Origin of the sequence: Nonomuraea rhizosphaerae, assembly GCF_019396405.1 — a bacterium.
Classification (GTDB): domain Bacteria; phylum Actinomycetota; class Actinomycetes; order Streptosporangiales; family Streptosporangiaceae; genus Nonomuraea; species Nonomuraea rhizosphaerae.
Window position 1 is genome coordinate 1 of sequence record NZ_JAHKRL010000121.1, and the last position, 13267, is coordinate 13267.

At 71.1% G+C, this 13267-nt stretch carries 15 protein-coding genes and 1 tRNA gene; 8 read left to right on the top strand and 8 right to left on the bottom strand.

What is annotated here, in order from left to right; all coding sequences use genetic code 11:
* The coding region (locus tag KME77_RS05985; protein ID WP_219462743.1) for a TetR/AcrR family transcriptional regulator at positions 1 to 528 on the top strand (528 nt) is incomplete at its 5' end.
* A gap of 50 nt (positions 529 to 578) precedes the next feature.
* On the opposite strand, the gene KME77_RS05990 is transcribed toward KME77_RS05985, so the two are convergent.
* Positions 579 to 983 (bottom strand): hemerythrin domain-containing protein, encoded by a 405-nt coding sequence (locus KME77_RS05990; protein ID WP_308250569.1) that lies wholly within the window; start codon positions 981 to 983, stop codon positions 579 to 581.
* 53 nt (positions 984 to 1036) lie between these two features.
* Here KME77_RS05990 and KME77_RS05995 point away from each other — a divergent pair, with 53 nt between their 5' ends.
* Positions 1037 to 1684: a TetR/AcrR family transcriptional regulator gene (locus KME77_RS05995; RefSeq protein ID WP_219462744.1), complete on the top strand. Its 648-nt coding sequence runs from the start codon at positions 1037 to 1039 to the stop codon at positions 1682 to 1684.
* 48 nt (positions 1685 to 1732) lie between these two features.
* Positions 1733 to 2818 carry a methyltransferase gene (locus KME77_RS06000; protein WP_219462745.1) on the top strand — a complete coding sequence of 362 codons (1086 nt, stop codon included), beginning with the start codon at positions 1733 to 1735 and terminating at the stop codon, positions 2816 to 2818.
* A gap of 12 nt (positions 2819 to 2830) precedes the next feature.
* On the opposite strand, the gene KME77_RS06005 is transcribed toward KME77_RS06000, so the two are convergent.
* Entirely contained in the window at positions 2831 to 3802 is a 972-nt protein-coding gene (locus tag KME77_RS06005) for a helix-turn-helix domain-containing protein (RefSeq protein ID WP_219462746.1), read from the bottom strand.
* Positions 3803 to 3871: 69 nt separating this feature from the next.
* Between KME77_RS06005 and KME77_RS06010 the strand changes: the two genes are divergently transcribed.
* Both KME77_RS06010 and KME77_RS06015 read left to right on the top strand, forming a co-directional pair.
* Complete coding sequence (locus tag KME77_RS06010) at positions 3872 to 4888, top strand: type III polyketide synthase (protein ID WP_246609243.1); 1017 nt, start codon at positions 3872 to 3874, stop codon at positions 4886 to 4888.
* 95 nt (positions 4889 to 4983) lie between these two features.
* Positions 4984 to 6492 carry a vWA domain-containing protein gene (locus KME77_RS06015; RefSeq protein WP_219462751.1) on the top strand — a complete coding sequence of 503 codons (1509 nt, stop codon included), beginning with the start codon at positions 4984 to 4986 and terminating at the stop codon, positions 6490 to 6492.
* Between the two features lies 1 nt (position 6493).
* Here KME77_RS06015 and KME77_RS06020 read toward each other — a convergent pair whose 3' ends face one another.
* Entirely contained in the window at positions 6494 to 7027 is a 534-nt protein-coding gene (locus KME77_RS06020; protein WP_219462753.1) for an EF-hand domain-containing protein, read from the bottom strand.
* 63 nt (positions 7028 to 7090) lie between these two features.
* A complete protein-coding gene (locus tag KME77_RS06025) occupies positions 7091 to 7744 on the bottom strand; it encodes a tRNA-dependent cyclodipeptide synthase (protein WP_219462755.1) in 654 nt (217 codons plus the stop codon).
* 95 nt (positions 7745 to 7839) lie between these two features.
* On the opposite strand from KME77_RS06025, the gene KME77_RS06030 reads away from it, so the two are divergent.
* Positions 7840 to 7912, top strand: a tRNA-Ala gene (locus KME77_RS06030).
* 295 nt (positions 7913 to 8207) lie between these two features.
* On the opposite strand, the gene KME77_RS06035 is transcribed toward KME77_RS06030, so the two are convergent.
* Complete coding sequence (locus KME77_RS06035) at positions 8208 to 8729, bottom strand: hypothetical protein (protein ID WP_219462756.1); 522 nt, start codon at positions 8727 to 8729, stop codon at positions 8208 to 8210.
* Positions 8730 to 8866: 137 nt separating this feature from the next.
* On the opposite strand from KME77_RS06035, the gene KME77_RS06040 reads away from it, so the two are divergent.
* Together KME77_RS06040 and KME77_RS06045 are read left to right on the top strand one after the other, a co-directional pair.
* Entirely contained in the window at positions 8867 to 9688 is an 822-nt protein-coding gene (locus tag KME77_RS06040; RefSeq protein ID WP_219462758.1) for a hypothetical protein, read from the top strand.
* A 34-nt stretch (positions 9689 to 9722) separates the two neighbouring features.
* The gene (locus tag KME77_RS06045; RefSeq protein ID WP_219462760.1) at positions 9723 to 10445 is read left to right on the top strand and encodes a hypothetical protein; all 723 of its coding nucleotides are present in this window, start codon (positions 9723 to 9725) and stop codon (positions 10443 to 10445) included.
* A gap of 20 nt (positions 10446 to 10465) precedes the next feature.
* On the opposite strand, the gene KME77_RS06050 is transcribed toward KME77_RS06045, so the two are convergent.
* The 3 genes from KME77_RS06050 to KME77_RS06060 all read right to left on the bottom strand — a co-directional run bounded on the left by KME77_RS06050 (position 10466) and on the right by KME77_RS06060 (position 12964).
* The gene (locus tag KME77_RS06050; RefSeq protein WP_219462762.1) at positions 10466 to 11056 is read right to left on the bottom strand and encodes a DinB family protein; all 591 of its coding nucleotides are present in this window, start codon (positions 11054 to 11056) and stop codon (positions 10466 to 10468) included.
* Complete coding sequence (locus KME77_RS06055) at positions 11053 to 11730, bottom strand: endonuclease III domain-containing protein (protein ID WP_219462765.1); 678 nt, start codon at positions 11728 to 11730, stop codon at positions 11053 to 11055. The genes KME77_RS06050 and KME77_RS06055 overlap by 4 nt, the downstream gene beginning before the upstream one ends.
* A gap of 229 nt (positions 11731 to 11959) precedes the next feature.
* Complete coding sequence (locus KME77_RS06060) at positions 11960 to 12964, bottom strand: LacI family DNA-binding transcriptional regulator (protein ID WP_219462767.1); 1005 nt, start codon at positions 12962 to 12964, stop codon at positions 11960 to 11962.
* Positions 12965 to 13267: the final 303 nt, after the last annotated feature.

The window sequence follows — 13267 nt, forward strand, 5'->3', positions numbered from 1 at the left end:
CGCATGATGCGCCGTGACGCCCAGCGCAACCGCGACGCGCTGGTGGCGCCCGCCCGCGCCGTGCTCGCCGAGCGCGGGGTGGACGCGCCGCTCGAAGCCGTGGCCAAGCGGGCGGGCGTGGCGATCGGCACCCTCTACCGGCACTTTCCCGAGCGGGGCGACCTGGTCGACGCGATTCTCGACGAGAAGATGCGCGACTGGGCCGAGCTGGCCGAGCGCTCGCTGGCCGCCGAGGACCCGTGGGAGGGGCTGGCGGGCTTCCTGGAGCGCACGTGCGAGCTGCAGGCGGCCGACCGGGCCTTCACCGAGCTGTCCTGCGCGTCGCACCAGGACGAGCGGGCCGCGATCAACCGGATGATCTACCAGCTCGTGGAGCGGGCCCAGGCGGCGGGGGCGTTGCGGCTGGACGTGGGCCCGCTCGATCTGGCGTTGTTCATGATGGCCAACTCGAAGGTGGCCGAGGCCGATCCGCGCCAGTGGCGGCGGCACTTCTCCCTGATGATCGACGCGCTCCGGGTCAGGCCCTGAAGGCGCCCAAGGCCCTGAAGGTGCCCAAGGCTCTGAAGGCGCCCAAGGGCCTAAAGGCCCTCGGGGAACGTGGTCATCTTGTTGAGCAGCGGGACCAGTTGCTCCTCCTCGTAGTCCAGGTGCGCCTCCAGCTCGCGTGAGAGCCGGTCGAGCTCCGCGGCCACGGGAGCGTCCCCGGCCAGCAGCTCCCTGATGCGGGTGAGCAGCCGCGCCACCACCTGGTGCTCCGAGCGCAGCCGTGCCAGCACCTCCGCCAGCTCGGGGTCGGTCCCCGCCAGGTGCGGGAACAGCACGGCGTCCTCCCCGGTGTGGTGCTCGTGCAGCGCGTCGCAGAACGTCAGGCAGTGCTCCCGCAGGTCGGTCCGCCTTCCGTCACGCAGGTCCGCGAGCTGCCGCCGGAACCCGTCGTGCAGCTTGACCAGCTCATCGCCCATGGCGACGAGTCGCTCGTTCACGATGTCTCCTCCTCGATGAGTTTTTGTACACGTATAGAAAGTAGCATGGCAGGATGCCGGCCCGCACAGGACGACCACCGAAGATCTCCCGGGCGGACATCGTGTCCGCCGCCCACCGCCTCATCGAGGCTGAGGGGACGGGGAGCCTGACCATGCGCAGGCTGGCCCGCGAGGTGGGCGCCACGCCGATGGCGCTCTACCACCACGTGCACGACAAGGAGGAGCTGCTCCTGCTGCTGCTCGACGACTACGCCGCCGCGATGCCCAGGCCGCAGCTGCCGGACGAGCCGGGCGAGCGCATGGTGACGGCGGCCATGGCGATGCGCGAGGCGCTGTCGGGCTGGCCATGGGTCGTGGAGGTGCTCAGGGCGGACGACCTGTTCGCGGAGAGCGCGCTCTGGTACCCGGAGATGATCATCGACGCCGCCGTACGCGCCGGTCTGACGCTGGAACGGGCCGTGGCCGCGTACCGGATCATCTGGCACTACACGGCGGGGGAGATCAGCGCGAGGGACGCCGCGCGGCGCCGGCGCGAGGAGGGGCGGCCGACGTTCCGGGAGAGGGTGTTCACCGGCCTGGACGCTCAGGCGCTGCCGCGGCTGGCGGAGCTGGGGGAGCGGTGGGCCGAGCTGACGGTGCGCGACACCTATGAGGACGGCCTGCGCGCGCTGGTCAGAGGGCTGCTCGCCGCGTCCGCGTAGGTAAAACGGGTGGCCGGGAGTGGCCGTCCGTGAAACGGTGGCAGTCTGATGATCAGTTGGACTGAGCAAGGCGAGGAACGTTCCGTGCCGTGGCGGTCCGTGCTGGGCGCCCCGCCGCCCGTCCGGGTGCTCGTCGCCGACGACCGGATGAAGGCCGACACCGCCTACCACCTGGCCTGCGAGGGCACCGCGCTGCTGTGGCGCGGCGACTTCCAGAACGCCCGGCAGCTCCTGCGGGCGATGGCCCGCCGCTGCAGGCCCGCCGCGCCGGATGCCACGTTCCACCGCTTCCGCCAGGCCCAGGGGCAGCGGGCGCGCACGCTCGGCATGCTGCTGATCCCGTACGACGAGGGTCACGTCATCCCGCTGGGCCGGGCGCCCGACGTGCGGGAGGCGTGCGAGCAGGTCTACGGGCGGGCGGCGGGCCCGGCGGTGGGGCAGTTGCGCGAGCTGCTCGGCCTCATCGGGGCGTACGAATGGCGCAAGAAGGGCGTCGAGGTCCCGGCGCTGAAGGGCCGGATATTTCCGCACTACGGGGTGTTCTCGCCGATCCGCGGGGAGTACGTGGACCTCGTCGCGCGGGCGCCCCTGCCCGGCACGCGGCTGGCGTTCGACGTCGGCACCGGCACCGGCGTGCTGGCCGCGGTGCTGGCCAGGCGGGGTGTCGAGCGGGTCGTCGGCACCGACCTGGACCCGCGCGCGGTGGCCTGCGCCCGCGACAACCTCGCCCGGCTCGGCCTGACGGGCAGGGCCGAGGTGGTGGAGGCCGACCTGTTCCCGCCGGGACGCTCGCCGCTGGTCGTGTGCAACCCGCCCTGGCTGCCCGCCAAGCCGTCGTCGCCACTGGACCAGGCCGTGTACGACCCGGGCGGGCGGATGCTCCGGGCCTTCCTCGACGGCCTGGGTGATCACCTGGAGCCGACCGGTGAGGGCTGGCTGGTGCTGTCCGACCTGGCCGAACACCTCGGGCTGCGCTCCCGCGCCGACCTGATGGCCGCCTTCGACGGGGCGGGGCTGCGGGTGGCCGACCGGCTCGACACCCGGCCGCGCCACCGCCGCGCCGCCGACCGGACCGATCCGCTGAGCGCCGCCCGCGCCGCCGAGGTGACGTCACTGTGGCGGCTGCACCGCTAGGGCGGGGCCGCGTCAGCCGCTGAACGCCCGCCGGTACGCCGAGGGCGAAGTCCGCATGGCCCGCGCGAAGTGGTGCCGGAACGTCACCGGGCTCTCGAACCCCACCGCCGCCCCGATCTCCTCCACCGGCGCGGCCGTGCCCTCCAGCATCGGCAGGCTGGCCGCCACCCGCTGGGAGATCACCCACCGCAGCGGCGTCGTCCCGGTCTGCCGCTTGAAGTGCCTGATGAACGAGCGCTGCGACATGTGCGCCACCCGCGCCAGGTCCGCGACGCTGATGGAGCCGGCCAGGTGCTCCATCGCCCAGGCCATGGCCCTGGCCACCGCGTCGTCCGCCTCGACGGGAGTCACCGCGGCCTGGATGAACTGCGCCTGCCCGCCCTCGCGGTGCGGCGCGACGACCAGGCGGCGGGCGACGGCGTTGGCGACGTTCGGGCCGTGGTCGCCGCGGATCAGGTGGATCAGCAGGTCGAGCCCGGCCGCGCTGCCCGCGCTGGTCAGGACGTCGCCGTCGTCCACGTACAGGACCGAGGGATTGACCGTGACGTCCGGGTAGCGCTGCTGGAGCAGGTCGGCGTACTTCCAGTGGGTGGTGGCCTCGCGCCCGTCGAGCAGCCCGGCGGCGGCCAGGGCGAACGCTCCGGAGCAGATCGACACCATCCGCGCGCCGCGCCCGTGCGCGTGCCTGAGCGCGGCGACGAGCGTGCCGGAGACCTCGCCGCGCACGTCGGCCACGCCGGGCACGATGACCGTGCCGGCCGCGGCCAGGTCGTCGAGCCCGTACGCCGCCTGCACGGTGAATCCGCCGACGGCCCGCAGCGGCTCGTACGTCTCGGCGCAGACCTTGAGCTCGTACCAGGGGACGTCGAGCTCGGGCCGCGGCAGCCCGAAGATCTCCACCACGCAGCCCAGCTCGAACGGTGACATGCCGTCGAAGGCGAGCACGGCGACGGTCGGCGGCCGGGTGCGCGACGGCATCAGCATGGCCGCATGTTAGCTGCCGTTTTCAGGCGGCAGTAGCGATATATGCACATTTCGGGAGTTCAGACCGTTTTGCCCGATCACCGCTACACGCAGGCGGAGATCACCGAAGCGTTCTCGCGGCTCACCGACGCCGACCACGACCAGCTCGAACGCTTCCACCGGGCCACCGGCGTCGAGCGACGGAACCTGGCGCTCCCGCTGGACGACTACGCCGGCCTCGACACGTTCGGCCGGGCCAATGACGCCTATGTCGAGATAGCCCTCGACCTCGGCGAACGGGCCCTGCGCGGGGCCCTGGACAAGGCCGGCGTGCCACCGGGGAGGGTGGACCACCTGGTGTACTGCTCCACCACGGGCCTGGCCACGCCGTCCATGGACGCGTCGCTGGCCCGGCGCGTCGGCCTGCGGCCGGACGTGAAGCGGGTGCCGGTGTTCGGGCTGGGCTGCGCGGCGGGCGCGTCCGGCGTGGCGCGGCTGAACGACTACCTGCGCGGCTGGCCCGAGCAGGTCGCGGCGCTGGTCTGCGTGGAGCTGTGCTCGCTGACCATCCAGCGCGGCGACACGTCCGTCGCGAACCTGGTGGCCAGCGGCCTGTTCGGCGACGGCGCGGCGGCGGTCGTCGCCTCGGGGCGCGGCGCGGGGCCGGAGGTGGTCGCCACCCGGAGCAAGCTCTACCCGGACACCGGGGACCTCATGGGCTGGCGGGTGAGCGAGCACGGCTTCCGGCTCGTCCTGGACGCCGCCCTGCCGCACTTCGTCGAGCGCGTGCTCGCGGACGACATCAGGGACTTCCTCGCCGGCAACGGCTGCACCCCGGACCAGGTCGGCGCGTGGATCTGCCACCCGGGCGGCCCCAAGGTGATCGACGCGGTGGTGAAGACCCTGGGCCTGGACCCGGCCGCGCTGGACATCACGTGGCGGTCACTGCGCGAGCACGGCAACATGTCGTCGGTCTCGGTGCTGCACGTCCTGGAGGAGACGATGGCCGCCACCGCCGGGTCGGCGGGCGGCCCTCCCGGGCGGCCCGCCGTGCTCCTCGCCATGGGGCCGGGGTTCTCGGCGGAGCTGCTCCTGCTGCACTGGTGACGAGGTCACGCGTTGATCGCGGTTTGCGCTCGCTTGCGTCACCGGCCCGGCCAGGCCATTTCCAGGAGCCGTCATAGGGCCTGGAGGTGGTTGCGATGAAATTTCGACCTTTAATCATCAGTGTCGGGATCGCTCTGATCCTGGTGCTGGCCGCCTGCGGGGGCCCCGGGGGCACCAGCGACGACTCCGCCGCCCGTGCGCCCGCTTCGTCCGGAGCCGCGCCGAAGGCGACGTCCAACACCCGTTCCGAGTCCGCGGCCTCCGCCTCGGCCCAGCCCGAGGAGCCCAAGGAGGCCGAGAAGGACACGTCCACGGCGCAGATCTCCACCTTCGCCCTGGACGTGGACACCGCCTCATACACCTACGCCCGCCGTACGCTGGAAGAAGGCCGCTGGCCCGAGCCGGGGCAGATCCGGCCGGAGGAGTTCGTCAACGCCTTCAGGCAGGACTACGCGCAGCCGGCCGACGACGGGTTCGCCGTCCACGTGGACGGCGCCCAGCTGCCCTCGCGCGACCAGGCCGTCCTGCGCGTCGGCCTGCAGACCCGCGCCTCCGACGCGGCGGCGCGGCGGCCCGCCAACCTCACGTTCGTCATCGACGTGTCGGGCTCCATGGCCGAGACGGGGCGGCTCGACCTGGTCAAGCAGGCGCTGCACACGCTGATCGACCAGCTCGCGCCGGGTGACCAGGTCTCCATCGTGTCCTTCAGCGACGAGGCGAAGGTCGAGGCCACCATGACGCCGCTGGCCGCGCGCTCCGAGCTGCACGCGGCGGTGGACCGGCTCACCGTCCAGGGCGGCACGAACCTGGAGGCCGGCCTGGTCTCCGGCTACCAGGAGGCCGCCAAGGCCTTCCGCGCCGCCGCCACCAACCGGGTCATCCTGCTCTCCGACGGCCTGGCCAACCAGGGCAGCACCCAGTGGCAGTCCATCCTGGACCGGGTCAAGGAGTACGCGGGCCGCCAGGTCGCGCTGCTGACCGTGGGCGTCGGCAGGGACTACGGCGACGAGCTGATGGAGCAGCTGGCCGACAACGGCGACGGGGCGGCCGTCTACGTCAGCACGCAGGAGGACGCGGAGAAGGTCTTCGCCACGCAGCTCCCCGCCACGATCGAGCTGCGGGCGCGCGACGCGAAGGCGCAGGTCGTGTTCAACCCGGCGGTCGTGGAGTCGTACCGGCTCATCGGGTACGAGAACCGGGCGCTGTCCACCGAGGAGTTCCGCGACGACAGCCGCGACGGCGGTGAGATCGGGCCCGGCCACTCGGTGACCGCGCTCTACGCCGTACGCCTCAAGGCGGGCGCGAGGGGGCAACTGGCTCAGGCCACCGTACGCTGGCAGGATCCCGACACCCGTAACCCGTCGGAGGCCAGCAAGGCGGTGGACGTGTCCGCGCTGACCGGGGGGATCTGGGACGAGGCGCCGATGAGGCTGCAGATCGACGTGGTGGCCGCCGCGTTCGCGGTCTACATGCGCGATCGGGAAGCCTTCGGGCTGGACCTGCCCACGCTGGGCGAGCACGCCCGGCGACTGGCCGGAGCGGCCGAGGACCCGATGGTGACGGAGCTGGCCGGGCTCATCGGCAAGGCCCGCTCGGTCGGCTGAGTCAGTAGTGGCCCAGGATCGGGGCGGCGGCGTCGCCCCGGTAGTAGAAGTCGTAGATGGCCTGGGCGAACTCGTCCTTCGACACCCGCTCGGCCCGTCTGCCCCGCAACCGTTCGAACGCCTCCCGGGCCGCGTGCGCGTCCACGTCGTACGCGGCCCAGAGCCGGAGATATTCGGCCTTGTCCAGCTTCTCGTCGCCGTCGGTGTCCAGGGCGTCCCACAACGCGTCGGTGATCGGCCAGACGACGTGGGCGACGAACTTCGTCCGGTCGAGCCGGGGGGACAGCGCGTACCGGACATACGCCTCGCGGCTGATCCGGCAGCCGGTCTCCGTGCCGATGGCGCGGCAGGCGTAGTGCCAGGCCTGCTCATAAGCGTCCTTGATCCGCTCGCGCGGCGGCGACGGATCACCCAGCCCCAGCCGGTCGCAGAGGGCGGACGCGACCACGAGCATGTCGCGGTGATCGAGGTAGCCGTCGTGGTTCATGTCGCTGGTGTCGAAGGCGCAACCGGCGTTCCGAGCACGTAGATCCATCGCACACCCCCGGTGACGACACCGACACAGTCCGTTGTTCGCATCGTCGCCACCTGCGCGTTCCTATGTCAATCGTACGGAGAGAAACCCCTGATTCGTAGCGGGAAAGACAGTGGCCATACCGGCGTATACGGCACGGACCATCGGCATGGTCCGCGGATAGCAGAACAGCGACGAGGCGGTCCCGAGCAGCGAGGGCGTGTCGAGAACCAGCGGCAGCTCGGCCAGCAGGAACGGCAGCGCGCTCTCGGCCCGATGGCGCGGCAGCTCCTCGACGCCGACGATGGGCCGCACGGCGTCCAGGCAGTGCCCCCTGAAGACGGCGTCGCCGGCGAACAACTCCTCCAGGTTCGTCCTGGCCTGCTTGTAGGCGACGTTGCTCTCCAGCTCGTTCCAGTCGAAGACGCCCGCGTTGTCCGCGCCTGCCTCGTCGAGCGCGCGGATGACGCGGTTACGGGTGTTGCCGATGCCGGCCCGCGCCTTGGCCACGGCCTTCGCCGGCGGCCAGCCCCGGGCCACCAGCGTGCCCGCCAGCTCCATGCCTGGCACGAGCACGTCCACCCGGTCGAACGTCCGCACCGCCCACCGTACGGTCTCGCGGATGACGGACATGCTGAAGTAGCCGTTGAGGGCGCTGACGCCGAGCAGCGCGTGCTCGCGAGCTGCGAGGATGCGGGCACAACGGGGGGTCAGGGGGTAGTGCTCCACGCCGGACATGGCACGGACGGTAGCAAGATTTTCACTCAACGTGAGCGGTTTTTGGGCGTGTGCTGGGGAGGGGTTGGAGTCCGATAGAGTGAGTGACGGTTCTCGGGGCTATGGCGCAGTTGGTAGCGCGCCTCCATGGCATGGAGGAGGTCTGGGGTTCGAATCCCCATAGCTCCACCCCACACCCACCCGTTGCCCATTTTGGGTGGTTGACCGTTGTTCCCCGCCCCGAGCGGTCCTCGCTGCCGCTCGAGCGTCCCCTGCCAAAGGGCCTCCGCTTCGCTCCGGACGCTTTAACCGGGCGTGGGCTTCGCCCACGCTTTCCCTGTTGACCGCCTGGTGATGAGGGATTTCGTCGGCCGGTGCGTCGATCACTCCGGCATCAGATGAAAATCGACGGTGGTCAACTGTCGGGTTGTAAGCGAACAGGACAACCAATGAGCCGACATGGCGAGCAATGACTTCCATGGCGTCAGATGTCGGTGACCAGCTCGATGGGATGGCTTGTCTGAAGGGCTGTGGTCATGAAGTCGCGGTCGTCACACGGCGCAGTGAGGTTTCCTGTTCTGCGGTGACAACGAGCAGGTCGACTGGACCGGCTGATCTGTGCTGTCCGGGCCGATGAGTAGCTAAGCAACGCCACCTCGACGACCGGACAGGTGGCGATGACTCTGGCGGCGATTTCCAAAGCTTGCTGGCCGATCTCCATCGAGGTCTTCACCGTGATCAGGAGATCGCCGCCCTGGAAGCTCAGGGGCACCGTGTCAAGAAGGGGCATCGCGATCGCCACCGACCTCTCGCGGATCGGCTCGGACGCACCCCACATGAGCTGGCCTCCAGCTTCCGGCCGATGACCTTCCCGGCAGTGCCGCCCCGCCGGCGTGAGGAGCACGGGCAGGTGACGAGATCGCGCCTGATCAAGCAGCTCAGGAAGGGAACCCGAGCCCGGAATGGCGCGCGGACAGATGGTCGGGCACCCGCGCTCGGTCCGCAAGGTTTGTAACGGATGATGCTGACCGTCACCAATGATTGCTTAACGTGTGCTTAGGTTGATCCCTGACTATTTGTGTGCCGGAGTGGGGTTGCAGGGTGTCAAGGTACGACTGGCGTCATTCGGGTTTCGCGCCTGCGGTGAGCCTGGTGCTCGCCGCGCTGCTGATGGTGGCCGGAGCGGTGGAGGCGGTGCTGAAGGCCGTGGGGGCGACGACGGCCCCGTTCGCCGCGGAGCTGGTGGTCACGCTCATCGTCGCGGTGTTCCTGACCGCCGTTCTCAGGATCGTCAGGGCCGTACCGGACATCCGGCGGGAGAGCGCGGCGACCGCGCGGGCCGTGGCGAACGTGCAGGCGGTGAAGGTGGCCGACGACACGCTGGTGGCGCGGCGGCTCAAGCTGTTCAGGGAGGCCGCCGAGGCGGGCAACGACTGCGAGGCGGTGCTGAGCGCCCGCTCCGCGCTGGACGACAGCGAGATGGCCAACAAGCACCACCTCGACCACGCGCTCATCTGGGCGCTGCCGGTGTTCGGGTTCATCGGGACGGCGCTGACGATGGCGGCGATGGTCAGCTCGTTCTCCGACGCCCTCGACAGTCAGGGCGATCCCGGCGTGCTGATCACCGCGCTCAAGCAGCACGTGCTGCCCGAGCTGGCCTCCGCGTTCGGGGTCACGTTGATCGCGTTGTTCCTGAGCGTGGTGGCGTTCGGGGTGATGGCGCTGGTCGAGCGGGCTGAGCGGGCGAGCGTGGTGGCCGCGGACGAGGTGTTCCTGATCTACATCGCGCGCTTGCCTGCCAAGCAGGCGGCTCCGGCCATGAACGGGCTCACGCAGGAGCTGGCCCAGTCCAGGGGCAGGACCGAGGAACTGGTCAAGGGGCTGGACGCGCTGCGTACCGCGGTCGAGCGGCTGAGCGCCGCCGAGAGCCGGCCGCACAAGTACACGCTGGTGAGGGAGCCGTGAGCAGGCCGGACCTATACGTGGTGGTGAGGCAGCCGTGAGGAAGCGGTCCGTCAGGTCGTTCGCGCCGCCGCTCGACCTGCGCTTCATCGATCTGTTCATGTCCATCGTGCTGGCGCTGGCGTTCGTCGCGATCATGCTGACCGTGGTGGCGCGGATGCTGCCGACGGACGTCCCCGCGCAGCCCGCGCGCGAGCAGAAGACCGTCGCCCAGCTGGAGAGGCAGCTCGACGCCGCCGTGCAGGCCAAGCAGAAGGCCGAGGCCGAGCTGCGCACCACGCAGGCACAGATCGCCGAGCAGACGGCGTTCGCGCTGCCCTGGTGGCTGATCGGGTTCTGTGCGCTGCTCGGGGTGCTGGCCGTGTACATGAACTGGCGGATCCGGCTGTGGAACAAGGGGGATCTGCCGCGGCTGCGGAGCTGGCTGATGGTCACCGTCGTGGTGGCCGTGGTGACGTTCGTGGTCCGGTCGCTGAGTGACGGTGAGGGGTATCTGCTGCTCGCCGAGATCCCCTGGTGGGCGGCCGACGCTCTGTGCCTGGGGCTGTTGCTGGTCGCGTACGTGCTGATCTCCGACATCCGGTCCAGCCGTGCGGCGCTCGGTGAGATCAGGAAGCGGTCGGCGCGTGAGGACGGCCCCAAGACGGCGCGTGAGGAGGGTCCCAGGGCAGCGCGTGAGGAGAATCCCAGGGCGGTGCGCGAGGAGGGTCCCAGGGCGGTGCGGGAGCCGGTCCCCGACGCCAAGGTCCGTCGCGGCTGAGGAACGGCCGAGCAGCGGGGTCAGGGGGCAGGGGCTTCGCGGGCCGTGCGTTCCAGGCGGCCCAGGTAGTCCTCCCACCAGGCCTTGTCCACCGCCGGCAGGTTGTCGTTGCCGGCGCGCATCCCGATGGCCCCGTCGATCGACTCGCGGACGATGTCCGCGTGACCGGCGTGCCGACTGGTCTCCGCGATCATGTGGGTCAGGATCAGATGCAGCGTCACCGTGTCGCGGCCGGCGGGCCACCAGGGCACCCGGCCGGCCGACTCCAGGGTGAGCGCGTCGATCGTCGCGTCCGCGTGCGCGCAGGCCCGGTGGTAGAGGCCGACGATCTGCTCGCGTGACTCCGTGGCCGTCGCCCACAGGTCCGCGTTGGGCTCGGCGTCCTCCGCCATCCAGGGCAGCGGCTCGTCGGACGGCCGGTCGAAGGTCTCGCCGAAGTATCCCAGCTCCATGCCGGCCAGGTGCTTGACCAGGCCCAGCAGGTTGGTGCCGGTCGGTGTCATCGGGCGGCGGACGTCGTACTCCGAAAGCCCCTCGAGCTTCCACAGCACGGACTCGCGGGCGCTCCGGAGGTAACGGTGGAGGGTCGCCTTCGGGGTCGGATCGATCATGGCGGACATTCTCTCAAGGACGGGCACAGATCCTGCAAGGCGCAGTCGCCGCAGAGCGGCTGACGGGCCCGGCAGGTGGTGCGGCCGTGGGTGATCAGGGCGACGTGCAGGTCGTAGCGGATCTCCGGCGGCACGTACGGGGTGAGCAGCCGGTGCGCCTGCTCGGCCGTCGTGCCCTCGGCGATCCAGCCGAGCCGGGTGGCCAGGCGGTGGACGTGCGTGTCGACGGGGAAGGCGTTCCTGCCCATCGAGAACACGAGCACGCACGCGGCCGTCTTCGGGCCGACGCCGGGCAGTGAGGTGAGGTAGGACTCCACCGCCTCGTCGCCGAGGTCGTTCAGGCGGTCGAGGGTGATGGCGCCCTCGCGCTCCTCGACGGTGAGCAGGATGCGCTGGATGCGGCGGGCCTTCTGGTAGGCGATGCCGCCGCAGCGAATCGCGTCGGCCACCTCGTCGGCGGGGGCGTCCGCCACCTGCTCCCAGGTCGGGAACCTGGCCTTGAGCTGGGCGAACGCACGTCCTGAATTGATGTCCGACGTGTGCTGCGACAGCACGGTGGCCACGAGCGCGTCGACGATCGGCTGCGGCGGGTGCGGGGTGAACGGTCCCTGCCCGGCTCGCAGCCGCCGCCATGCCGTCGTGATGAGCTCGGGGTCGAGTGTCGGCGAGGCCATGTCTCATGTAACCGTACGCCCGCCGGTGCCACGTCCTCACCGGGAGCGTGGCGAGGCCCCGCTCGTGGCCGATGGGGCGGGCGTGTGGCGGAGGCCGCTGGTGGCGGGGCGGATCTCGTCGTACGTTCCAGTGATGCGGGACGTACGGATCAGTGACGAGGTCCTCGCGGTCCTCACCCCCGACAAAGTGCGCGATCTGCGCGAAGGCCCGGATCCGGGCACGCTCGCCTCAGCCGGTGCTCTCGCGGAAGGCCAGCCGGTGCGGCACGCACACCTCGCGCGGCCGGTCCGTGCCGCCGCCCAGCCGCCCCGCCAGCAGGTCCACCGCCGACTCCGCGATCAGGCTCTTGTCGGGCGCCACGGTCGACAGCGTGGGCGTGCTGAACCGCCCGTCCTGGATGTCGTCGAACCCCATCACCATCACGTCGTCCGGCACCCCGTACCCCCGTGACAGCAGTGTCCGCAGCGCGCCCAGGGCGAGCGTGTCGTTGAAGCAGAAGACCGCGTCGGGCATCTCGCCGGCGAGCAGGTGGGCCATGGCCTCGGCGCCGTCCGCCCGGCTCCAGCGGGTGACCTGGGCGACCAGGGAGGCCGGCGCGGGCGTCCCGGTCTCGGCGAGCGCCTGCTGGTAGCCCTTGAGCCGCAGGCGGCCGGTCGCCCCGGAGGGGGTGCGCTGCACGCCGATCGCCGCGATCCTGCGCCTGCCGAGCCCGGCCAGGTGCAGGGTGGCCGCCCGCGCGGCGGCGACGTTGTCGATGCCGACGTGGTCGTACGGCGAGCGCCCGGTCCCGATGCGCTCGCCGAGTAACACCATCGGCGTCCGGTCGTCGCGCCCGGCCAGGTCGCGGCCGGTCAGGGCGAGCGGGCTGAACAGCAGCCCGTCGATGAGGTGGTCGCGGATGCCGGAGACGACCAGGCGCTCCTTGGCGCGGTCGCCCTGCGTCTGGTCGATGAGGACGGTCCAGCCGCGCCGGTCGGCCGCGGTGATCACGTGCGTGGCCAGCTCGGCGAAGTAGGCGTTGTCCAGGTCGGGCACGGCCAGCGCGACGACGCCGGAGCGGCCCGCGCGCAGGCTGCGCGCCGAGAGGTTGGGCCGGTAGGAGAGTTCGGCGATCGCCGCCTCCACCTTGGCCCGCGTCTCGCTGCTCACGTGGGGGTAGTCGTTGACCACGTTGGAGACGGTCTTGATCGAAACTCCGGCCAGTTCCGCGACGTCCTTCAGTCTCGGGCGCACCCTGCCCCTTTCGCCACGCGAACCCTACCCCCGTCCGCTTTACAACGATGTAACGAACCGGGCGCGGGCAGTTTACAACGTTGGAACCAACGATGTAGAACGAGCCCAACCACACGGGCAGGAGTGAACCAAAATGTCTTTCGACAACCTCACCCGCAGGCGCGCGCTCGGACTCGGCCTCGGCGCGGTGGTGCTCGGCGCCACCGGCTGCGGCGGTGGCGGCGGCCCCCGCCAGCAGGCCCAGAACCCGGCCAGCGCCACGGCGGGGCCCCCCCGGGACAGCGGCCCCCCGGGCGCCCCCAA

Coding starts and splice junctions, on each gene's coding strand:
- KME77_RS06000 (WP_219462745.1), top strand. CDS start 1,733: ATGATCAGTTGGACTGAGCAAGGCGAGGAACGTTCCGTGCCGTGGCGG.
- KME77_RS05995 (WP_219462744.1), top strand. CDS start 1,037: ATGCCGGCCCGCACAGGACGACCACCGAAGATCTCCCGGGCGGACATC.
- KME77_RS06025 (WP_219462755.1), bottom strand. CDS start 7,744: ATGTCCGGCGTGGAGCACTACCCCCTGACCCCCCGTTGTGCCCGCATC.
- KME77_RS06005 (WP_219462746.1), bottom strand. CDS start 3,802: ATGCTGATGCCGTCGCGCACCCGGCCGCCGACCGTCGCCGTGCTCGCC.
- KME77_RS06055 (WP_219462765.1), bottom strand. CDS start 11,730: ATGGCCTCGCCGACACTCGACCCCGAGCTCATCACGACGGCATGGCGG.
- KME77_RS06050 (WP_219462762.1), bottom strand. CDS start 11,056: ATGATCGATCCGACCCCGAAGGCGACCCTCCACCGTTACCTCCGGAGC.
- KME77_RS06015 (WP_219462751.1), top strand. CDS start 4,984: ATGAAATTTCGACCTTTAATCATCAGTGTCGGGATCGCTCTGATCCTG.
- KME77_RS06020 (WP_219462753.1), bottom strand. CDS start 7,027: ATGGATCTACGTGCTCGGAACGCCGGTTGCGCCTTCGACACCAGCGAC.